The 20357-nt window shown below is 65.1% G+C and carries 16 protein-coding genes; all 16 read right to left on the bottom strand.

Features of this window, described 5'->3' with window-relative positions; all coding sequences use genetic code 11:
- Entirely contained in the window at positions 1–480 is a 480-nt protein-coding gene (locus WF331_RS14705; RefSeq protein WP_174371292.1) for a type II secretion system protein, read from the bottom strand.
- Positions 477–2342 carry a secretin N-terminal domain-containing protein gene (locus tag WF331_RS14710; RefSeq protein WP_156858793.1) on the bottom strand — a complete coding sequence of 622 codons (1866 nt, stop codon included), beginning with the start codon at positions 2340–2342 and terminating at the stop codon, positions 477–479. The genes WF331_RS14705 and WF331_RS14710 overlap by 4 nt, the downstream gene beginning before the upstream one ends.
- Positions 2339–2848 carry a hypothetical protein gene (locus tag WF331_RS14715; RefSeq protein WP_156858794.1) on the bottom strand — a complete coding sequence of 170 codons (510 nt, stop codon included), beginning with the start codon at positions 2846–2848 and terminating at the stop codon, positions 2339–2341. Before WF331_RS14715 ends, WF331_RS14710 begins: the two co-directional genes overlap by 4 nt.
- A complete protein-coding gene (pilO, locus tag WF331_RS14720) occupies positions 2848–3411 on the bottom strand; it encodes a type 4a pilus biogenesis protein PilO (RefSeq protein WP_016499458.1) in 564 nt (187 codons plus the stop codon). The genes WF331_RS14715 and pilO overlap by 1 nt, the downstream gene beginning before the upstream one ends.
- Complete coding sequence (locus WF331_RS14725) at positions 3398–3940, bottom strand: pilus assembly protein (RefSeq protein ID WP_340623040.1); 543 nt, start codon at positions 3938–3940, stop codon at positions 3398–3400. Before WF331_RS14725 ends, pilO begins: the two co-directional genes overlap by 14 nt.
- Position 3941: 1 nt before the next feature.
- Positions 3942–4721, bottom strand: a complete 780-nt coding sequence (locus tag WF331_RS14730; RefSeq protein ID WP_016499456.1) for a hypothetical protein — start codon at positions 4719–4721, stop codon at positions 3942–3944.
- Positions 4705–6378, bottom strand: coding sequence for a GspE/PulE family protein (locus WF331_RS14735; protein WP_016499455.1), 1674 nt, complete (start codon positions 6376–6378; stop codon positions 4705–4707). The genes WF331_RS14730 and WF331_RS14735 overlap by 17 nt, the downstream gene beginning before the upstream one ends.
- 184 nt (positions 6379–6562) lie before the next feature.
- Entirely contained in the window at positions 6563–7096 is a 534-nt protein-coding gene (locus WF331_RS14740; protein ID WP_049273640.1) for a response regulator, read from the bottom strand.
- Positions 7097–7345: 249 nt separating this feature from the next.
- Positions 7346–7987 carry a SurA N-terminal domain-containing protein gene (locus WF331_RS14745; RefSeq protein WP_340623051.1) on the bottom strand — a complete coding sequence of 214 codons (642 nt, stop codon included), beginning with the start codon at positions 7985–7987 and terminating at the stop codon, positions 7346–7348.
- Between the two features lie 12 nt (positions 7988–7999).
- Positions 8000–9484, bottom strand: a complete 1485-nt coding sequence (locus WF331_RS14750) for a cytochrome c/ABC transporter substrate-binding protein (protein ID WP_340623041.1) — start codon at positions 9482–9484, stop codon at positions 8000–8002.
- A gap of 209 nt (positions 9485–9693) precedes the next feature.
- Positions 9694–10359: an SCO family protein gene (locus WF331_RS14755; RefSeq protein WP_016499451.1), complete on the bottom strand. Its 666-nt coding sequence runs from the start codon at positions 10357–10359 to the stop codon at positions 9694–9696.
- The gene (locus WF331_RS14760; RefSeq protein WP_016499450.1) at positions 10356–11012 is read right to left on the bottom strand and encodes an SCO family protein; all 657 of its coding nucleotides are present in this window, start codon (positions 11010–11012) and stop codon (positions 10356–10358) included. The genes WF331_RS14755 and WF331_RS14760 overlap by 4 nt, the downstream gene beginning before the upstream one ends.
- Positions 11009–12985: a cytochrome D1 domain-containing protein gene (locus tag WF331_RS14765; RefSeq protein ID WP_016499449.1), complete on the bottom strand. Its 1977-nt coding sequence runs from the start codon at positions 12983–12985 to the stop codon at positions 11009–11011. The genes WF331_RS14760 and WF331_RS14765 overlap by 4 nt, the downstream gene beginning before the upstream one ends.
- 18 nt (positions 12986–13003) lie before the next feature.
- Positions 13004–18853, bottom strand: a complete 5850-nt coding sequence (gene mnxG, locus WF331_RS14770) for a manganese-oxidizing multicopper oxidase MnxG (protein ID WP_016499448.1) — start codon at positions 18851–18853, stop codon at positions 13004–13006.
- A 280-nt stretch (positions 18854–19133) separates the two neighbouring features.
- A complete protein-coding gene (gene madM / locus WF331_RS14775; RefSeq protein ID WP_016499447.1) occupies positions 19134–19898 on the bottom strand; it encodes a malonate transporter subunit MadM in 765 nt (254 codons plus the stop codon).
- A gap of 2 nt (positions 19899–19900) precedes the next feature.
- Complete coding sequence (gene madL / locus WF331_RS14780; RefSeq protein WP_016499446.1) at positions 19901–20323, bottom strand: malonate transporter subunit MadL; 423 nt, start codon at positions 20321–20323, stop codon at positions 19901–19903.
- Positions 20324–20357: the final 34 nt, after the last annotated feature.

A 20357-nucleotide genomic window follows, 5' to 3' on the forward strand; every position in this document is an offset into this window, starting at 1 on the left:
TCACCATTGCCCGTAGGGGATGCTGTTGAGGCCTTTGCCACGGGCCCTGGAATACACGTCGAACACGTCTTCGCCTTCGCGCGGGTTGTCGGGGCTGCTGTCATAGGCGCGCAGGCCCCAGCCGCCTTCGTCTTCATCCTTGGCCGCCACCAGCGGGTCACGCGGGATGCGCCGCAGGAAGTAGAACTTGGCGCCCTTGGCGCTGCGCACATCGCGCACGCCGTCCACCAGCACCTGCAGGTTCGGTGGATAGCCGCTGGCGTCCAGGCGCTTCTCGATGTAGCCAGCGTCGAAGGCCCGCTTGTAGGCGTCGATGGCATCACGAATCTGGTACAGCGCCTCGCGCAGTTGCTGCTCCTTGCCGCGGCGCACCACGGTTTCGGTCAGTGGCGCGGCCATGCTGGCCAGCAGCCCGAGCAGTGCCAGGGTCAGCACCACTTCGATCAGGCTGAAGCCCTGCATGCGGCGCCGGGCTTTCATGGCCGTGGGCTCCCGTTGGCCGGGGCCACTGCCATCTGGCTGTCCACGACCGGTGCGTCGGTAGCCGGCGCGTTGCCGGGCACGTCCATTGGCGGTAGCGGGGCCATCTGACGTACCTGCATGGCCGACTCGGTGCCGGTGGAGAACTCCATGTCCGACGGGCTCTGGTACGGCAGGTTGCGCACGATGCGCGGGGTAATCGCCAGCACCAGCTCGGACTTGCTCATGTCGTCCTTGTTGCTGCCGAACAGCCGGCCCAGGCCGGGGATGTCACCCAGCCCCGGGATCTTGTTGCCGCTGGCGTTGTGGTCGTTGCGCACCAGGCCGGCCAGTACCTGGGTTTCGCCATCGTGCAGGCGCAGGGTGGTCTGGGCATTGCGGGTGTCGACCTGGACCGGGATGGTGCCCTGGCGGGTAGCCTCCAGCGGGGTGGCGTTACTGACTTCCAGGGCCACCTTGATCGCCACTTCGTTGTTCAGGTGCACGGTGGGTTGCACTTCAAGCTTGAGACCCACGTCCAGGTAGGTGACGCTTTCAGTGATCACCGGGCCCTGGGTGGACGGCACCGAAGTGGCGCTGATGATCGGCACTCGCTGGCCGATGTGAATACGTGCCTGCTCGCGGTTGCTGACGCGGATCACCGGGCTGGCCAAGGTGTTGATGTCTTTGTCCGAGGCATTGATCTTGGCCTGCGGTGCCGGCCCGATGCTGATGCGGCTGGAGTCGATGCCCCTCAGCTGGTCGAGCACGCTGACCGGTTTGCCGTCGGAAGTCAGCACGCCGAACGTGTTGGGCCATTGCAGGCCAAGGTCGAGGATGCGTGAGGTTGCCACTTCCATCACCTCCACTTCCAGCACCACTTCGGGGTTGGACTGGTCCTGCGATTGCAGCAGCTTTTCGGCCATGCGCACGGCATCGGGGGTGTCGCGCATGGTCAGGGTGTTGAGGCGCTCGTCGACGAACACGTCGCGGGTCTTGAGCATGGTCTTGACCATGTTCAGCGCGGTGTTGGCGTCGATGCTGGTCAGGTAGAAGGTGCGCATGACCAGTTCCTGGTAGTCCTTGGTCTTCTGCGGCGAGTCGGGGTACACCATCAGGGTGTTGTCGTTGACGATCTTCTGGCGCAGCTGGTTCTGCTCCAGCAGCAGCGCCACGGCGTCTTCGATGCGCACTTCACGCACGAAGATGGTGGCCTTCATGTCCGGGCGAAGGTCTTTGTCGAAGATGAAATTGATACCGGCGACCTGGGACAGCACTTCGAAAATGGTCTTCAGGTTGGCATCACGAAACTCCAGGGTGACCGGCCGGTCCAGCTTGCTGCGCAGCTGCGGGAAGGGTTGCGCGGTGCGCGCCTGGACATTCTCGATGTCGCTGCGCAGGGCCATGCCCTTCTGGTTTTGCGGGTCCAGGCGCAGCACTTCGCGCATGTAGCGCTCGGCGCCGAACAGGTCGCCCTGGCGCAACGCTGCCTGGCCCAGGGCCACGCGCTCGTCGAGGGTACGAATCAGTTCCAGCTGGCGCGTACCTTCCTGGGCGCGGCGGTTGTTCGGCTCCAGGGTAAGCACCCGGCCATAGCCCATGCGGGCGTTGGCAAAGTCGTGGCGGATGCGGTCGGCATCGGCCTGGGTGATCAGCGCCTCGACTGCTGCCTGACGGCTGTGGGCCAGGGCGATGTTCAGCTCGGTATCACGCGGGTCATCGCGCAGGGCTTCTTCCAGCCGGGCGATACCGGCTTCGTACTGGCCCTCCTTCATCAACTGGTCGCTGTCCTTGCGTACCGCACTGGAGCCGCAGCCGGCAATGGCCACGCACAACGCCAACAGCAGGAACGGAGCAGGCTTGCACAGCTTTGACGACTTCATGGTGCGCTCCCGACAGACAAGGTCTGCGACTGGTGCAAAGGCAGGTAGACCAGGCTCAGCTCGCTGGCCGATACCCGATCGAGGCGATACGTGTCTTCGATGACGTCGCCCTGGCGCACGACGTAGAGTTTTTCGCCGCTCTGCAGGAAGATCTGCAGGTCGTTGTCGTTGCCCATGCGGCCGATGAACTGGAACGGCAGTTCCGGGGCGGTCGGCGCTGCGGCCACGATGGGCGCGACAGCCACGGGTTTTTCGGTGACGGTGGCCAGGGCTTGGGGTTTGGTCCATTGCTGGGTTGGGAACAGATCTCTGGAGGCCTGTTCCGGCCCTTTCGCGGCTAAAGCCGCTCCCACAGGTTCGGCGTTGCCCACAACTCCTGTGGGAGCGGGCGAGCCCGCGAAGGCCGCGACGCTGTCTTCCGTGTCAAACCAGTGCCCTGGTGCCCAGGCGAGGACTGCGCTCACGCCGAGGAAGCTGGCCCAGATGACTGCACGTTGTGTGTTCATCATGACCTCGACAGGTAAAGGGTCATGCGCAGGCGGGCATTCAGCTCGCTGTCGCCGATGCGTTTGCGTTGCAGCTCGAGGTCTTCCAGCACCAAGGTCGGCAGCTGCTTGAGCAGGCCTTTGATAAAGGCGCGAATCTGCGGGTAGCTGCCGCGTACCGGCAGCACGATCTGGTAGCGCGCCAGCTGGGTCTTGGGATCGACGCCCAAGGCGTACTCACCGCGCGCCAGGCTGATGTGCTCGGCGCTGGCCAGGTGGTACAGGCGCTCGATCAGCTCGCTGGCCTGGGGCTGCCCCGGCAATTGCTGGCGCAGGCTGTCGAGGGCCTGCTGCTCGGGCTTGACGGCGATCTTCACCTCGCCACGCTTGACCCGCCCGACCTGAACGCTGGCGTCCGCTTCGGTGGCGCGCAGTTCACGCACGCTCTGCCACTGCGGCAGCAACCCGGCGCACACCACGCCCAGCGCCAGCACGCCCACGGCGACGGCGGCCAGGCCAACCGGGCCGACGCGGCGCAGGCGTTCCTGGAGGATCAGGCTGTTCAGCGATTCAAGGGCGCGCATGGCCAGTCTCCCAGGTGGCGATGAGCGTGAAGCGCACCGGGTGCTCGGGCTGCGCGGCCAACACCTCATGGTTGAGCAGCGATACATCGCTGAGCTCATCGCTGGCTTCCAGGCGCTGGTGGTACTGCAGCATCGCTTCCAGGTTGCGTGCTTCCGCGGCGATACGGACCTGGCCTTTGCGCGCGTCCGGGGTCAGGCCGAGCAGCGCCACATCGTCCTGCGGCAAGGCTTCGAGCATGGCGAACAGCTGCTGCCAGGGGCGTTGCAGTTGTTGCGACACGCTGCGCATCTGGGCCAGCCGCTCGGCCTGCTCACGGCTGGCAGCAGTACTTTGCGGGGCCACGGTGGCAGGGCGGCGGCCCAGTTGCAGCTCCAGGCTGTGCACGCTGGCCTCAAGGTCTACCTGCTCGGTCTGCAAATGCTGTTGCAGCAATACGAGGCCGGCGACCACGGCGCAGCCCAGGGCCAGCAGCGACCAGGCCAGTGGGCCGCTGCGCCGGGGTTGGAATTCCAGTTCGAGGCGGCGCATGTCAAGCCACCGCCCGCCACATGGCGCACAGCGGGTCGGCTTCGCTGGCCGGCTGGCACAGCTGCACCGCCGCCAGTTGCGGCACGTCGCCCCGGCCCGGGGCATGCAGGTACACCCGTGGCAGGTGCTCGCCATACAGCTCGCAGGTGCGCTCGATCAATGCTTGCAGGGCCTGGTCGCTGTCGGCGCAGCCTTGCGTCAGCACTTGCTGCCAGGCGCCGCCAGCGGCCAGCAGCAGCACGCTGCGGCGCGGCTCGGCCAGCACGAACAGGAAGTCGCCCTGCTCCAGCTGCGGCGAGCAGCGGTTATAGGCAGCCATCAGGTACGGCTGCACCGAGCGCAGGCTCAGGCGGGTTTCCCGGCCCAGCCCCTGCAACCGTTGCAGCAGGGCTTCGGGCAGCGCCGTGGCGATGCGGGCGGCACCGGCAGGCTCAGGCGACAGCACGATACGCCAGTCGTCCAACGGCTGCCCGTAGAGGTTTTCGAAGCAGGCCCGGGCATAGGCGTCCAGCTCGCGCGGGTGGCCGATGGCATCACTCCAGGGCACCAGGCAGAAGCGGCTGTAGCGGGCCGACAACAGCACCCGCAACTGGGCGCCCCGTACAGCATGCTCGGCCAACAGCCCGGCCAGCGCGTCGACGGCGGCGTCCCAGGCAGGCTGGGCGGCGTCGCAACTGAACTCGCGGCTGCCCAGCCACTGGTGTTGGTGTTTGTGCCAGCAACCCAAGCCGACACCCTCGGCGCCGACCACGGCACAGAAACGATCAGATGAATGTGACACGGTTGATCTCCTCAAGGGTGGTGCGGCCATCGCGGACCAGGTCCAGGGCCGAAGCCCGCAGCAGGCGCAGGCCACGCTGGCAGGCGAGGGTCTTGATTTGCGAGAGGGGGCGGCGCTCGACAATCATCTGCCGCAGGTCGTCGTCCAGGTGCAGCAGTTCGGCGATGGCGCTGCGGCCGCGAAAGCCGCTGCCCCGGCACTGGCCGCAGCCCTGCACGCGGACGAACTTCCAGCCGGCCACGCCCTCACGGGTCAGGCCCGAGCCGTACAGGGTGTCGTCATCCACCTCGCAGGGGCTGGAGCAATGGGTGCAGGCCAGGCGGATCAGGCGCTGGGCCAGCACCGCGTTCAGCGCGGAAACAAAGCTGTAGGGGTCGACCTGCATCTGGCTGAAGCGGCCGATCACGTCGAATACGTTGTTGGCGTGGATGGTGGTGAACACCAGGTGGCCGGTGAGCGCCGACTGCACGGCAATTTGCGCGGTGTCCGGGTCGCGGATCTCACCCACCAGGATCTTGTCCGGGTCGTGGCGCAAGATGGAGCGCAGGCCGCGGGCGAAGGTCAGGCCCTTCTTCTCGTTGACCGGGATCTGCAACACGCCGGGCAGTTGGTACTCGACCGGGTCTTCGATGGTGATGATCTTGTCCACGCCGTGGTTGATCTCGCTGATCATGGCGTACAGGGTGGTGGTCTTGCCGCTGCCGGTGGGGCCGGTGACCAGGATCATGCCGTAGGGTTCGGCAGCCAGCCGGCGCAGCGCGCGCAGGGTTTCGTCGGCAAAGCCCAGGGCCTGCAGTTGCACGCCGCTGACCCGGTCGGACAAGTCCTGCTTGTCGAGCACCCGCAGCACGGCGTCTTCGCCAAAGATGCTGGGCATGATCGATACCCTGAAATCGATTTGCCGGTCGCCCACGGCAACCTTGAAGCGGCCGTCCTGAGGCACGCGTTTTTCGCCAATGTCCAGTTCGGCCATGACCTTGATGCGCGAGATCACCTGGTCGGCGAAGGCGCTGCCACTGGCCTTGCCGGCGCCGTTGAGCACGCCGTCGATGCGGTACTTGATGGTCAGGCCCTGGCCGGTCATGCCCAGGTGGATGTCGCTGGCGTGCAGCTTGAGGGCGTCGTACAGGGTGGAGTTGACCAGCTTGACCACGCGGCTCTGGTCTTCGCTGATGCTGGCCAGCGAAAGGCGTTGCAGCGGGTCGCCTTCGCTGCTGGCCTCGGCGTCATGGTCAAGGGCATCGACGGCGTGGAAGCTTTCTTCGTGGCGGGCAAGGAAGGTGGCCAGTTCGGCGGCGTGGGCCAGGTACAGCGGCGCGCCTTGCAGTACATCATCGATCCAGGCCAGGCGGGCGGGGTCGAAGGGGTCGGCGAACACGCCCAACAGCTGGCCGCCCTGCTCGATCAGCACGAATTCGCGCTTCAGGCACGCGGCTAGGCTGACCTTGTCAAAGCGTGGGCTGCTGGCCAGCAGGGTGTGGCTGTCCAGCACCGGGTAATGCAGGGTCAGGCCCAGGCGACGGGTGAAGGTAGCGGGGTTGTCGCAAGCAAGGCGTTCGAGGCAGTTGAGCAGGCGCTCGTCGCTGGCTTGCAGACGGGCCTGGGCCAGCAGGTCGCGGGGGTAGGCCGAGAATGGTGCCGGATTCTTCGCGGGCATGCCCGCTCCCACAGGTTCACTGCAAACCTGAAGATCGCGCGATTCCTGTGGGAGCGGGTTTACCCGCGAAGAGGCCGGTGCAGGCTGTTGCAAATCCCGGGTTGCATCGAATGCTTCTGGCATGGCCTGCGACTCCGCTCAGGGGGCGCGTCGCAGGCTGGCTCAGCCAGGGGTGCGGGCGCCGCTATTCCCCTGTGAGCAGTTGATCGTCGTCGGGCCCTGGTGGCTTGGCGCCATTGCGGCGGCGGTCAGCCAACACCCAGCTTCCATCGTACAACTGCAGGGGGAACGATTCGTTCCTGTTCTGGCGTCGTTCGACGAACCCTTCAGCCGGGTTGTCCGTGGCCCTGCGCCGGCGCTCGATGCCCATCAGGTCGAAGATTGCACGGGCCAGTTCCACCAAGGGGAACGGCTTGAACAGGACATGGCTCACCCCCAGCTCCGCGGCCCGCTCACGCACCTCGACGGTGGGGTGGGCGGTGATCAGCATGAAGTGGCACTGCCTGTTCTTGCGTACAGCCTCCAGAACCTGAAAACCTTCCATGTCGGGCAAGCGGTAATCCAGCACGATCACTTGTGGCGCCAGGCGCTCAGCCTGTTCGATACCACTAGCACCGTCGTGGGCAACATGAACTTCCAGGCCTTGCGCCTGCAAGTACGCTTGCAGGTTCTGCGCAAGGGTCTGTTCGTCATCGACTACCAATACTCTGTTCACCAAGGTCGACTCCCAAGAACTGCCCGGTTTCCCGGTCTGCGAAGTGCGCCCTTGTACAGGCTTGAGCAGGCTTCGTGCCAGGCGTGAATAGTCATGTTGCACCGCTGTAAGTCATTGATTTGCAAAAGGTGCCAGCCAGCACCCAGCACACGGCGGGCAGGCACACCCGCCCTCTTCCCCACAACCGGGGAAACTGATGGCACATTGCCAAACCCTAATTCCCCAGCTTTGGGGGGAACGCCACCAGGGGCTTCAGTCAGCGATCTCCACTTTAGCGGAATTGCGCAAACGTTGGCGCACAGACTTGCGCGCTTGCGCCTCGCGCTCACTGATGAGCGCGGCCCTGGCCAGGACCAGGCCCTGTTCGTGTATGACCGAAGGGTTAACACTTTGGTTCTGCGCTCCTTGCAGTGTTTCTCGGTTGGCATCATAGAATGCTTGCACTTCGGCCGGGCTCGGCGCGTCGACTGCGCTGAGCTGGGCATACACCTGCTGGGCCGCCATGTCTTGCCGGGTGTACTCAGTGTACTGTGCCCTGTCAAAGCCCGCCTCTGCCAGACGCCGTTCAAAAATTGCCGGGCTGCCGAACGCAGCTTCTACCTCGCCGACATGCGCCGACACCTGCGCGTCGCTGATGGCGACGCCTTGTCGCCGGGCCTCCTGCCACAGCAGCTCCTTGTCGATCAGCTCATCCAGCGCCTGATCGCGCAGGCGCTTGTAAAGCCCCGGGTTGCGGATGCTGGTCACCGCGCGGCCCTGGGCGGCCAGGTATTCGCTGAAATAGCGCTCCAAGCGCGTCAACCCAATCTCCACGCCATTGACCCGTGCAGCAGGTACATCGGCCCAGCTCGCCTTGGCCATTACCAGCAACAGGCACAGCAACATAATACGCATGGCAACCTCCACTCAAAGGCTGTCCGGCACCGGCCGGTAAGGGGTAACTGCGGTGAAACGCGGCCCGGGCAGGGCCACCGCCACTACATGGGCACCGGCCATGCCCTGACGGCGACCGGGGCCAAAGCCCAGCGCCGGGGTCAGGCCGGTAGACACATCGTGCAAGCCTTCCAGTGCGCCAATCAGTTGTTCACGGCTGGCATCACGGCCAATCTGTTTCAGCGCTTCGCTCAGCAGGCGCAGGGCGCACAAGGTATTGACCTGCAACGACGCCTGGCGTGGGTCCAGGCCCTGGCGCTGCTGCAGCCCGGCGAGGGTGGCCAGGCCCTGCTCGGTCCAGTCTTCGGGGACATAGGGGTAGGCCAGAAACACCCGTTGCGACCATTGCTCGGGCAACCGCGCCACGGCGCCGGCCACCTGGCCGGACGCAGCGAACAGGTAGGGCTGGCGGCCTGTGGCCTGCAACGCCGTCGCCAGCTCGACAAATGCCTGGGCGCGGCCAAGGAAGACGATGCCCTGCCCGTCCACGGCCTGGCCCTCGAAGGCCTCGATGGCGGGCGGCGCCCAGCCTTCCTGCAACAGGCGCTCACGTACCTGCTCGGCCGCCTCTGCCTGGTCGGTGCCGGCGTACACCACGCGCAAGTCGCCCGGTGCCAGGCCCAACCCTGCACGGGCGTGGCCCGCCAGGCTCAGCAATTGCGCAGGTAAGCCGGGCAGCGGGTCGAAGATCTGCGCGCTGCCGCCGCTGCGCGGGGTACTGCCAATCAGGGGTACATTCTGTGGTGCCAGCAAGGTTGTCAGGCGCAGGTCGAGCATCGGTGCCAAAGGCGAAATCAGCGCGAACACGCGCTCCTGCTCCAGCAACTGCTGCAAGGCCCGCTCGGCGCTGGCCGGGTCGAACCCAGGGTCCAGCACAACCAGCTGCAGGTGCCGCCCATGAATGCCGCCTTGCTGGTTGAGTTGCGCCACCCCGTCTTCCAGTACCGCACGTACCACCTGCCCGGCTTCGGCCAGCGGGCCGGACGCCGGCAGCAAGGTGCCCAGGCGCAGTACGCCCTCCTCTATGCCGGGGTCGCGTTCCTCGGCCAGGCGTTTCAGGTAGGCGGTAAGGTTGCGCTGGTCGGCCATGGTCAGTTCGAAGCGTGGCATGGCCGGGTCCAGCCGATTGCCCGCCGGGTCTACGCCATGCTGGATGGCCCGGGCCAGGCTGCGCTCGGTATACGCCGGGTAGCTGCGGCCATTGGCTTCACGTGCTCCCTGGCCTTGTGCCAGGCGTTGCCAGTCCAGGTTGGGTGGGCGCACGCCGCCTTCGGCCCGGCCACGGCCGTCGTTGCCGTGGCAGCTGGCGCAGGGCAGCACGCTGGCGGGCACACTGATGTCGCTGGCACCGACCCGGGCCTGCAATTGTGCATCGCTGCTGGAGACGCCCTCGCGGTAGAGGCGTTTGCCGGCTTGTTCGTGTTCGGTCAGGTCCAGGGCTGAGGCAAAAGGTGCCATGCCCAGCAAGCATGCCAAGCAGATCGAAAGCCCGGTGCGAATACCTGTGGGAGCGGCCTTGCGTCGCGAAAGGAGCGCGCAGCGCTCCCCGCTTTCTGGGTTGAGGCTGCCATTGCCGGGGCTGCTGCGCAGCCCTTTCGCGACGCAAGGCCGCTCCCACAAAGGCTGCCCTCTCAGTCGTTGACTCCACGGGGATCGCACCATGGCAATCACCGGCCTGCCAAGGGCTGGGTCAGCAGTTGCATGCGCTGGGCTATGGCCGCGGGTGGTGCATCCGGGCGGATCTTGCTCCAGCGTTTGCCCGCCACATCGCCGGCAATCAGCTGCGTGGAGTGCTGCTCGGGGCTAGGCAGGAACTGGCCAATACGGCCAAGCACCAGGTCGACATTGGCCTTGTCACCGGTCAGGAACAGCCAGTTCGGCCCATCAACCCCCTGCTTCGCGGCAAACGCCTTGAGTGCTTGCGGGGTATCGTTGAGCGGGTCGCTGCTGATCGACACAAAGGTCACCTGGCTGGCCAGTTGCTGGCCCATGGCCTCGCGCACTTCGCGCAGCTTGCGGGTGATCAGCGGGCAGGCGTCGGTGCAGTGGGTGAAGATCACGTTCAGCATCACCACCTTGTCCTTGAGTACATCACTGTAAAAACGCAGCTCGCGGCCGTTCTGGTCCTTCAGCACGGTATCGGTGAACCAGGTCTGGGCATCGCGGGTGCCGCCGCCACTGGTCATCGCCTGGGGGGCGGGCTGTGGCTCGGGGGCCTGCTCCAGGTGGCCTTCATGGGCGAACGCGACAGAAGCGAGAATCCACAGGCAGCCGCCCAGCACCAGCCAGTCGAAAGCGCGCATGCCGCCGCGGCGGGAGGTTACAGAGCTCATGGTTGCACCTCATGGTGGTCGGCAATGGCCGTACTTTTGGCATGCACCCGGCGGGCGCTGAGACGGTTGATTTCTTCAATCAGTACGGTGGGGTCGGTGAAGCCGTAGTAGCGGGTCCAGTGCCCGCTGCGCCCGTCACCCACCAGGATCAGCGGCGGGTGCTGGCTGAGGTCGGCGCTGAAGCTGCCCAGGCCCTTGAGGGTTTCGGTGACAGCGTACGGGGTGCCGGTCAGCCAGCTCCAGCCTGGCCCCTTCTGGAAGGCCTTGGCGTAGTCTTGCAGGCGCTTGGCGTCGTCACGCTGCGGGTCGACGCTGATCGACACCATGTGGATTTCTTCGCCTACCCGGCCACCCAGCTGTTGCTGGACCTTGCCCATGATCGACGACACCACCGGGCACACCGTGGTGCAGCTGGTGTAGATGAAGCCCATGACCACCAGGTGGTCACCGACCAGGTCCTTCTCCAGGCGCACCGGCATGCCGTCCTGGTTCAGCAGGGAAACGTCGGCAAAACGTACACTGGTCTTTTCCTGGCGCGCCGCCGGTGGCTGTTCGGCGTGGCCCTTGTGATCGTGGCCGGCGTGGGCCAGGGCCAGGTTGCTGGCCAGTGCCAGGCTCAGGGCCAGCAGTTGGAAAGAATGCTTGGCGTTCATCGCACACTCCTCATTTCAGTCTGGGAAGCGTTGGTTGCTGCGGCCGGCAGGATGCGCAGGCTGGTGTAGTTTTCTTCGGCAAACTTGCGCCCCAGCGATGGCGACTGCACATGCAGGTACCAGGCGCCGGCTTCGGGCAGTGTCAGGGCTGCCTGATAGACACCCTCACCCACTTCCTGCAACTGCAGGTTGCGCGGCATCGACGACGGCGCCAGGAAGTAGCGCAGGCTCAGGTCGTTCAGGCCCAGCCGTGGCTGGCCGTCGTCACCGACGATACGCACCCGTGCGGTAATGGCGCTGTGCTGCGGCATTGGTTGGTCCAGGCCGATGAACTCGGCATGCGCGGCCTTGCGCTTGCCGGCATTGGGCGCTTCGGCGACATCGGCGCTGAAGCAGTGGATGATCTGCGGCTGGTTGAGCAGGAAGGCCACGTCGAACTTGCCGGCAGCGGGCAGTTTCACCGTCGAGCCGTACACCCCGGGCGCCACCTCGCGCAGGCTGCGGTCAACGACCAGGGCAGCGCGGGCCTGGTGACCACGGTTGTTGTAGCCGGACATCGGCGCGTTCATGCCCTCGGCGTAGAAGTAGGTGGTGTTGTCCACCGGGTTGACCACGAACACCGAATTGTCATCACGCGACACCGACAACCCCTGGGCCAGTGGCAGGTCACCGGCCTGCCGCGGCGCTGCCGGGCCAGCCTCGAAGCCCTGCACGATCGGCGAGCGCCCTTCGCCCAGGCTGGACAGGTTGATCATGGTCACTTTCGGCGAGGCCAGACCACGCACATAGGCATAGCCCTTGGTAAAGGTCAGCTGGTAGGGTTCGGCCGCTACCGGGATGTGGTGGATCAGCTTGTCGGTACTGGCATCGATCACCAGTGCCTGGCTCTCAAGGGTGTTGAGCACCACGCCGTAGCGGCCATCGCTGCTGAAGCGCATCGGCCCCAGGCCCTGCTCGGCCTTGACCATATGGCGCAGCTCGTGGCTGCGGGCATCGAACACCCGCACGCTGCCTTCCTCGCCATCGACCACATAAACGGCCTGGGACAGCGCCGAGTAGCTGACCGACAGCGGGTGCGGGCCAACCTTGATGGTTTTGGCAAGACGCATTTGCGGGATATCAATGACGCTCAGGGTGCCGCTGTCTCGGTTGCTGACGTAGGCAAAACGCGAGTCGGCGCTGAAGGCAATTTCGTGGTGCCCGGTGCCGGTGTTGAAGCTTTTCAGGGTGGTACGCCCTGGCACGTCGATCACCGTCACCCCCCCCTTGGCCGGGTCACTGCTGTTGTTGCCCACCCACAACCGGTGCTGGTCGGGTTGCAAGGCCACGCGCAGCGGCTGGTCACCGGCGTCCAGGTCGGCCACGCGGGTGAAGGTTTCGGTATCGATCACCGCCACCTTGCCGCGCTCGGGGATCGACACGAACACCTGCTTGTCGTCGCTGGTGGCCACCCAGTCCATGGGCCGCCCAGGCAGGTCGATGCGGGCCATGGTGCTGGTCACGCCGCCCACCGAAACGGTCGGGTCGATCACCGTCAGGCTGGCGTCGTTGTTGAGCATCAACAAGAAGTAGCTGTTCAGGTCGAGCAGCGGCCGGGCGCCGATGCTGCTCTTGAGAAACAGCGCAACCCGCGCCTTGCAGCTTTGGTTGCGGTCGCCTACCGGCGCCGACTGCGCCGGGTCGATCCACGCCCCCGGGGCCATGCCCGACAGCGGCTGGCCACTGGTCTGGTCGCTGACCTTGAAGCGGATATTGGCGAAGGCGCCTTCCTTCAACTCGCCCCCGGCCAGCGGCCGGGCCTCGAACTCCACGGTCACGCCGTCCCGGCTGAGGCGGTGCAGGGCCTGCGGGTCGGCAGGTTCCTGCAACAGCTCGCGGGGATCGCACCAGAGCTTTTCATACGCCACGCCCAGGCCGATCAGCGCTACCCCCAGCAATACCCCCAAGTAAGCAGGGCGAGTCTTTTTGTTCATGCTCGCGCTCCCCTTCCGTCACTGCGCCGGGGCCGTTGCCGGCGGCGCTTCGTTGGTCACCCGCAGAATCCCCCACAGCCCCGAGAGGTTGCCGTAGGCGGCGTAGTCGCGGAACAGGTAGTCACCTGCCACCGCGTTTGCACCACCGGCACTCGGCAGCATGAAGCTGAAGTGCGCCGCAGGCAGTACGCTCTCCTGGGCACCGATGTACATGGCCATCGGGTTGTAGCCAAAGCGCACCGAACCGATGCCAGGCAGGCTCATCGGGTAGCCGTCCGCGTCATTTTTCTCGGCCTGGTAGTTGTGTAATGGCCACAGGTGCCCGTCCAGCTGGTAGACCATGCCGCGGCTGCCACCACTGGGCATCACGATATGGTTGCGCACCGGTTGCCCAGGCTTGGCGTACAGCACCGGGGTTTGCGGGTCGCCGCCGACCAGGGCGTTGGCGTAGGCCATGTGGGCGTTTGGTACATCACCAAAGCCCAGGCCATTTGCACGGCCGAACGGTGAGTCAGGCGCCATGCCGAAGCGCAGCCACAACGGCTCGGTCTTGTAGTTGACCGCCATGTTGCCGTTGTCTTGCGGGTCACCGGCAGCACCGTTGCCTTCGGTGTTGATGCCTTCTACCGGACGACCATCGGCCCAGCGCATGTTCAGTGCGCGCTGCCACACCGTGACGAAGTCCCGGTAGTCCGGCTGCCCGCTGACCTTCACCGTGGCCTGGGTACGAGACGCGGCGTCCTCGGTCCAGGTGGCAGTTTGCGGCAGGATGCTCATGGCGCCCACCAGGCCTTTCTGCGGCTGCTTGATGAAGTCTGACGGGGTCAGGTTGAGGCCGCCGAACTCGATGGCAGTGGAGTTGATGTTGTCCACCGTGCGACCTAGCTGCGACACAGGTTTGCCTTCCCGCTCCAGGTGGCCGGCGTAGTACTGGTACACCTTGGTCGGGTAAGCACCACTGGTGCCGGCACGTGGAGGTACGGTCTGCACCGGGTTCAGGCCAACGTTGGCGCCGTCGGACTTGGTGATGTCGTAGGCCAGCAACTGCGCATGCAGGCCCACGTGGCTTGACGGCCGCATCAGGTTGTTGGCAAAGGCGGTGGAACCCTCGCTGTCGAAGCGGTCACGCTTGACCACGTTATGCATCACTGCAGTGCTCGGCAGGTCTGGCATCACCAGTGGCAGGCGGTTCTCCAGGGTAACGCTGATGCAGTCGCCGGCGTTGGCCCGCAGCACCAGAGGCTCAACCGGCACACCCGCCTTGAGCTTGCCGGTGGTGGCGTCCAGGTCGGCCTTGCGCACGTACAGGATCGCGGTCGGGTCATGCAGCGGCGCACTATGCCCCCCGATGGTGAAGGGTTCCCCATCTTCGGGGTCTACCCCACTTACCAGCGGGATCGCGGTTTTACGGCTGTTGAACACCAGTGTGCCACCGTTGGCCTTCAGCGTGCCGCCGACATGCTGACCGATGCCCGCCGGGTCATTGATACTGACCCCATTACGGTTCTCGAGGATGTCATTGGCCAGCGCTGCGACGATTTCGTAGTTTCGCTTGACCGTGGTGCGGGTGCCAATGCCGTTGGGGTTGGCCGTGGTTTTCGGGCAGATGCCGTCAAAGTTCACGGTGTTGCGCATGGCCACCGGTTGCGGGTTGTTGGGCAGCGGGAACAGGTCGGCACGCTGCGCGGTGTAGTTGCGCATGATGCCCCAGATACCGTTCCAGTAGCCTTCCAGCGCGGCGTCCAGCGAGTACAGGTAGTCGCCATTGGTGGCGGCGGAACTGGAGATCATCGACACCGGTGCCATGAAGCCCATCTGCTCGGAGATGCCGATCATCTGCGACGATTTCCAGCCCGAGTTGGAACTGTTACCGAAGCCTGTGCCGTTTTGCAGCCACTTCACGCCATGCAGGGTGACGTTGTGCTCCTCTTCATGGCCACCGGCGTGCATGCGCAGGCGTACATTGTCACCCGAGTAGGTGCGCAGCAGCGGGGTGAAAGGGTCGCCCGGCTCGGCGCCAGCCTTGTTGATGTGTGGCGGAAACAGCGTGGTGCCGCCGGTAGGGCCAACTGCCGAGGTTATTGCCGAGGGTGACAGGTTCATTGCCGGAATGGCGCGGTCGGTTCGAGTTTGCATGGCAAAGCTGAGGTCCCCGGCCAGGCCGTCGGCCTGCATGCCACGCTTGCCGTCCGGGCCGACCTTGTTCGGGTCGTACACGCGCAGGGCCAGCGGCTCGTTGCGATAGTTGACCACGAACATGCCCGGGTCATCCACCGAGATCGCCTGCGGGCACGGACGGCTTGGGCAGCCCGGGTTGATACCGCCGCGCTCCTCGACAATGGCTTCCAGCAGGTTCGACGCCTTGCCGCGCACTGGCGGGTTGATGGCGTAGCGGAAGCTGTCTGCGGTGGCCGGGTACGACTGGGCATTGGGGATGCCGTCCGGCCCTGCACCTACATACACCCCAGCTTCATAGGCATGCTGGAAGTCACTGTATTCCAGGAAGAACTCACGGTAGCTGTCGTTCTTGCCATCGCCATCGTGGTCGCCAGTCTGGATTACCGCCTGCCACGAGGTCGGGCCGCCATCCTGGCGCGTGGCCGGGTTGTACAGCTGCTCGCCGGTTTCGGCATGGTACCAGGTGGAGCCGGCCGGTTCGGCCAGCACGGTGGCATACAGGCCCAGTTGCTGGTGGGTCGATGGGCCAAGGTGGTCGTGGGTGAAGATGGTGCCCAGGCCACGGTCGACGTTATGCACGTTCACCAGCGGGTCAGCGAACCAGCGCTGCATGGCCGTACGTGCGCCCAGCCAGTCGGCCCGGCCGAAGCGGCCAAAGTACGGGTGCTGCCTGGCTTTCGGGCAGGCAGCGGTGCCATCGCGGCTATCGCCCTCGGTGCAGCCGTTGTAGGCACGAATGGCTTGCACCCGCTCGACCACGCTGCCGGGCGATAGAATGCCGTCTTCGTAGTTCCAGCCGTTGGCCGAACCGTCGGCAGCGGTCAGGTCCCACTTCGGCAAGTGGATGTGCTGACCGATCACGTCGGTCGGGGTGCGCACCTGGTAGTCGTCCATCTCGTAGATGTTCGGGATCAGGTTGGTGTGCTGGTACATGGTGCAGTCAAAGGTGTTCATGCGCATCACCAGTGGCTCTGGCGCACGCTGCTTGTTAATCACTGCCCAGGCATCTTCCCACAAGGCGATGATGCGAGCCTGCGGGAAGTGGTAGCCGACCTTGTTGTACACCGCGTCGAACTGGATATTGGCACCCTTGTAGATGCGTGGACGGTCGGCGGTAAAGGCGGAGGAGCCACGGAAGTTGACGCCGGTCAGGCTCTCGCCGCTGAAAAACTCACCCACACCGGAGGACTGAGTGAGGCGCTTGCCGCGGTCATCCATGCACGGCTCGTAGAACGGTGCGCCAGCAGTCGGCAAGGCACCATTGGTGCGGAACGCCTTGGCCACCGGCTGGCTGCCGGGGATCAGGGCATAGCTTGGGTGCTCGGCCATGGCGTGGAACTGCATGGCCGCCTGTTCGACATCGGTGCCTTCTTCTGGCAGGTAGATAGGTTTGGCCTTGTGCACGACCTTGGTGAAGTCCAGCTTGGTGGTGGTCGTTTGCGCCTCGCCACCTGCGGAAACACCGTCGAGTGCATGGCGGCCAAGGCCGCCGTCCCAGCCATCGACCTGGTTTGCATCCAGGTTGGCCCACAGGGCTTTGCCGCTGTCTTTCAACTGGCGCGCCAGGGCTGGGTCGAGCATGTCCAGCGGCGGGGTTGGCGGGCGGTTGCCAACGCTGCTTTCCATGCCGCCGATCCAGAACGGGTAGCCTGGGTTTTTCAGGGTGCCATCAGCGTTGCGGTTGGCATCGGTGCGGTCGACAAGTGCCAGCGAGCCGACGGCTTTGCGCACCGGCGCCGGGTTGGCGTGGTCGTCATCGCCTTCGTCCTCGGCTTCGTCATCATCGTCGCTCGCCGCAACCAGTTCCTCAGACAGTTTGGGTACCACCACGACCTTGCCAGGCATCGGCGCCATGGCTTTGCCAGGCAGCGGCACGATGGCCGGAATCGGTGTACCCGCAATGATTTCGCCATCGGGCAATGCCCGGGCGCCAGCGGCAGGCTTGCCGCTGCGCAGGGCGAACGGTGTGCTGTGGAAGCCGTTCTCGCCCTGCCCGCTCACCTCAAGACGGGTGCCTTCTTCGAACACGTCATGTACCCGCCACATGGCCCACATGCCCTGGGCAAAGTGCGGGTAGAAGTGGCAATGGTAGATAGCATCACCGGCCACCCGGTTGCGGTTACCCGACCCACCGTTGGCGATTTCGTAGGTGTAGCCAACGCCGGCGCCGATGCCCTGGGCATCGATATAGTCGGAGTTGTCGTCATTGGGGTTGAACAGCCACTGGTGGCCGTGCAGGTGAAATATATGCTGCTCGTGGCCGTTGTGGGTGTTGCGGAACTTGGTGAAGTCACCGATATAGCTGTGGTGCACGTTGGCAGGTTCCGAAGGGTACAGGGCCATGCTGGCCTTGACCCCGACAGCACTGGCCGGTGGGACCTCACCCGGGCGGATGTGCTCCAGGCCCACATTGGCCGGCACATCCACCAGGGTGCCGATGTCTCCGACGGTGTGAGCGCTGAGGAAGAACTCTTCGTAAGCGCACGACAGGCAGTCGTGCATCGGGCCTACCCCCAGGCGGTTGGCCACCACTTCGGCGCCCATGCCGCCAGAGCCGTAGTTGATCATGAACGAGTCTCGCGCCGGTTCCAGCACGTGCCCCATCACCGGGTCTGCCCAGTAGCCGGGAAAGGCCTGGGTGCCGGCGACCTCGTCGGCGAACTGCGAGGCGAAATCACGGAACGCCTCCAGCCGGTTGGGCAGCGCCGGGTTGCGCTTGCCGATGCTTTCCAGCGGGTAGGTCGACTTGGGGAAGCTGCCATCGGCGTTGGGGCCCATGACGATGGCATCGGTTTCGCTGTTGATGATCTCATTGCCATTGACCATGGCGATGATCGGTTTGCCGGCCTTGCCCTCGGTGATCCACGGTTCTGCCTGGGGGTAGCGGGCTTCGTAGTCGATCACGGGCTGGCCGGTGGCAGTACGGCCGGTAGTGGCCAGGCGCATTTCTTCCTCGGTGAGGGTGTTGCGGTAGGTGCGGCCCAATTTGGGTACCACCACCACCTGCCCGAACAGGCCATTGGCAACATTGCCCGCCGTGCCTTCGCCGCCGAACGTGGCGGCTTTGCTGGTGGCGGCGAATGCCCCTTCGCGCTCCGCATACAAGGTATAGCTGCGGGTGCTGCCGGGGCTGGCGAAGAAGTTGCCATTGCGCCCTGTATAGGCGGAGATATCGGCGATGCTGTTGACCGCCTGCATGCCATTGACCTGGAAGCCGACCATACGCTCGGCGACCTGTTCATCGGCGACATCGCCTTCACCGCCCTGGTTTTCAACCTCCGGCCCCTCCTCCTCACCCTCGGGCTCTGCGGCCTCGATGCCGTGCTTGTTGGGGTTGGCCTGGTAGGCCAGCAGGTTGGTCAGGTTGACCGTGAGGCAGTCACCGGCGGCTACCCGCAGCACAATCGGCCGTGGGCGCTTGTCCGGGCGCAGGGTGACCTTGCCCGGTACCGCGGCCCCGCCCTTGCTGAGGGGGACTTGCTTGTCGTCCACCACATCTTCACGAAGCGCGAACATCATGCCATTGGCGTTCTGCGCGCCAAGGCGGTTGAACATCAGTGGCTGGTCCAGTGCCACCACATTGGCGACCAAGGTGCGCTGGCACTGCACGGCCGCCTCGCTGGTCGATTCCAAGCCTAACAGGGCCAGAACGAGTGATGACAGAAGGGGGCCTTTGCGTGGCGTAGACATGCTGCACCTCCAAGACACGGGAACTCTGCGGAGGTGTGGAGCAAGGTGTGTGCCAGAAGAAAATACCTAATATTTCCAAATGGTTGCGTAGGTAACCGAATCGGATTGGGGAGGATCACCCGGCGGTTTTCCCCGATTTGGGGGCAACGGGTTGCATGACTGAAGGCGACGCAATCACTGTGGGAGCGGCCGTGGCCGCGAACACCGGCGAAGCCGGTGCCATGTACCCAGTCGCCTGCTTCGCGGGCACGCCCGCTCCCACAGAGTGAAGGCTACGACGTCAGCCGACCAGGCCGCGTACGCAGAAGTACAGAATCGACGGCCCCATCAGGCACCCCAGCCCGGTATGGAAGGTGGCGGTCAACGCGCCATACGGCACCAGCCGCCGATCCGTCGCCGCCAGCCCGGCCGTCACCCCTGACACCGTCCCTGCCAACCCGCCGAAGACCATCGCCGAACGCGGGTTGTCCAGCGCCAGCAGGCGCGCCGACACCGGGGTGAACACCATCACCAGGATCGCCTTGATCAGGCCGGTGGCGATCGACAGGGCCATCACGTCCGAACTTGCACCCAGTGCCGCCCCGGTCACCGGGCCGACGATATAGGTCACCGCCCCCGCGCCGATGGTGGTCATGCTCACCGCATCGCGGTAGCCGAAGGCATAGGCCACTGCCGCGCCGACAATGAAGGGCAGCACGGTGCCCAGCAACAGCGCCACCAAGCCAATCATCCCGGCCTTGCGCGCTTCGGTGGCCTGCACCTCGAAGGCCGTGGCAACAATGGCGAAGTCCCGCAGCATGGCCCCGCCCATCAGGCCGATACCGGAGAACAGCGCCATGTCGGCCAGGCCTTTCTGCCCACCCGTCACGGTGCCGCCTACCCAGGCCAGCACCAGGCCGATGACGATGGCGATGGCCGAGCCGTGCACCCGGCCGAAGGTGAGGTACTTCGACATCACAACCGACAACCACATGATTGCGCCTACCACTGCAAAGGCAGTGATCAGGCCGTTGTGCTCCAGGGCATTTTCAATGATCGGCCACATGTTCAACGACCTCCTGCAGGGGCAACCTGCGCGCGGGCTTCGGGGGTGGGTTCAAGGGCAGGCAAAGGCTCGCCACGGTGGCTGCGGCTGATCAGGGCGATGGTCGCGCCGCACACCAGCACCGCGCCCACTGCCGCCAGCAGCGCTACCGGCCCGCCGTGCAGGGCCGTGACCACGTTCTGCTGGGCGGCCATGGCCACCACTACCGGGATATACATGGCGCCCCAGAAGCCCACGCCAAACTCGCACTCCTTGCTCATGCCACCGTTGCGATGCATGTACAGCCGCGCGCAGATCAGCAGGATCATGGCGATGCCGACCCCGCCCACATTGGATTTGACGCCCAGCAACACGCCCAGAAAGTCGCCGACGATAACGCCGGCAAGCGTGCAGACCGCCAGCAGTGCCACACCATAGATGATCATTATTGTTGTCCTCAGGTAGTGTCGAAGTTGCTTG

The sequence above is a fragment of the Pseudomonas sp. YNh genome (assembly GCF_037993085.1).
Classification (GTDB): domain Bacteria; phylum Pseudomonadota; class Gammaproteobacteria; order Pseudomonadales; family Pseudomonadaceae; genus Aquipseudomonas; species Aquipseudomonas putida.

What these genes read in the sequence shown, in the direction of transcription:
- madM (WP_016499447.1), bottom strand. Translation starts at nt 19,898, where the DNA reads ATGTGGCCGATCATTGAAAATGCCCTGGAGCACAACGGCCTGATCACT.
- WF331_RS14765 (WP_016499449.1), bottom strand. Translation starts at nt 12,985, where the DNA reads ATGAACAAAAAGACTCGCCCTGCTTACTTGGGGGTATTGCTGGGGGTA.
- WF331_RS14755 (WP_016499451.1), bottom strand. Translation starts at nt 10,359, where the DNA reads ATGAGCTCTGTAACCTCCCGCCGCGGCGGCATGCGCGCTTTCGACTGG.
- WF331_RS14715 (WP_156858794.1), bottom strand. Translation starts at nt 2,848, where the DNA reads ATGAACACACAACGTGCAGTCATCTGGGCCAGCTTCCTCGGCGTGAGC.
- WF331_RS14735 (WP_016499455.1), bottom strand. Translation starts at nt 6,378, where the DNA reads ATGCCCGCGAAGAATCCGGCACCATTCTCGGCCTACCCCCGCGACCTG.
- WF331_RS14705 (WP_174371292.1), bottom strand. Translation starts at nt 480, where the DNA reads ATGAAAGCCCGGCGCCGCATGCAGGGCTTCAGCCTGATCGAAGTGGTG.
- pilO (WP_016499458.1), bottom strand. Translation starts at nt 3,411, where the DNA reads ATGCGCGCCCTTGAATCGCTGAACAGCCTGATCCTCCAGGAACGCCTG.
- mnxG (WP_016499448.1), bottom strand. Translation starts at nt 18,853, where the DNA reads ATGTCTACGCCACGCAAAGGCCCCCTTCTGTCATCACTCGTTCTGGCC.
- WF331_RS14760 (WP_016499450.1), bottom strand. Translation starts at nt 11,012, where the DNA reads ATGAACGCCAAGCATTCTTTCCAACTGCTGGCCCTGAGCCTGGCACTG.
- WF331_RS14745 (WP_340623051.1), bottom strand. Translation starts at nt 7,987, where the DNA reads ATGCGTATTATGTTGCTGTGCCTGTTGCTGGTAATGGCCAAGGCGAGC.
- WF331_RS14725 (WP_340623040.1), bottom strand. Translation starts at nt 3,940, where the DNA reads ATGCGCCGCCTCGAACTGGAATTCCAACCCCGGCGCAGCGGCCCACTG.
- WF331_RS14750 (WP_340623041.1), bottom strand. Translation starts at nt 9,484, where the DNA reads ATGGCACCTTTTGCCTCAGCCCTGGACCTGACCGAACACGAACAAGCC.
- madL (WP_016499446.1), bottom strand. Translation starts at nt 20,323, where the DNA reads ATGATCATCTATGGTGTGGCACTGCTGGCGGTCTGCACGCTTGCCGGC.
- WF331_RS14710 (WP_156858793.1), bottom strand. Translation starts at nt 2,342, where the DNA reads ATGAAGTCGTCAAAGCTGTGCAAGCCTGCTCCGTTCCTGCTGTTGGCG.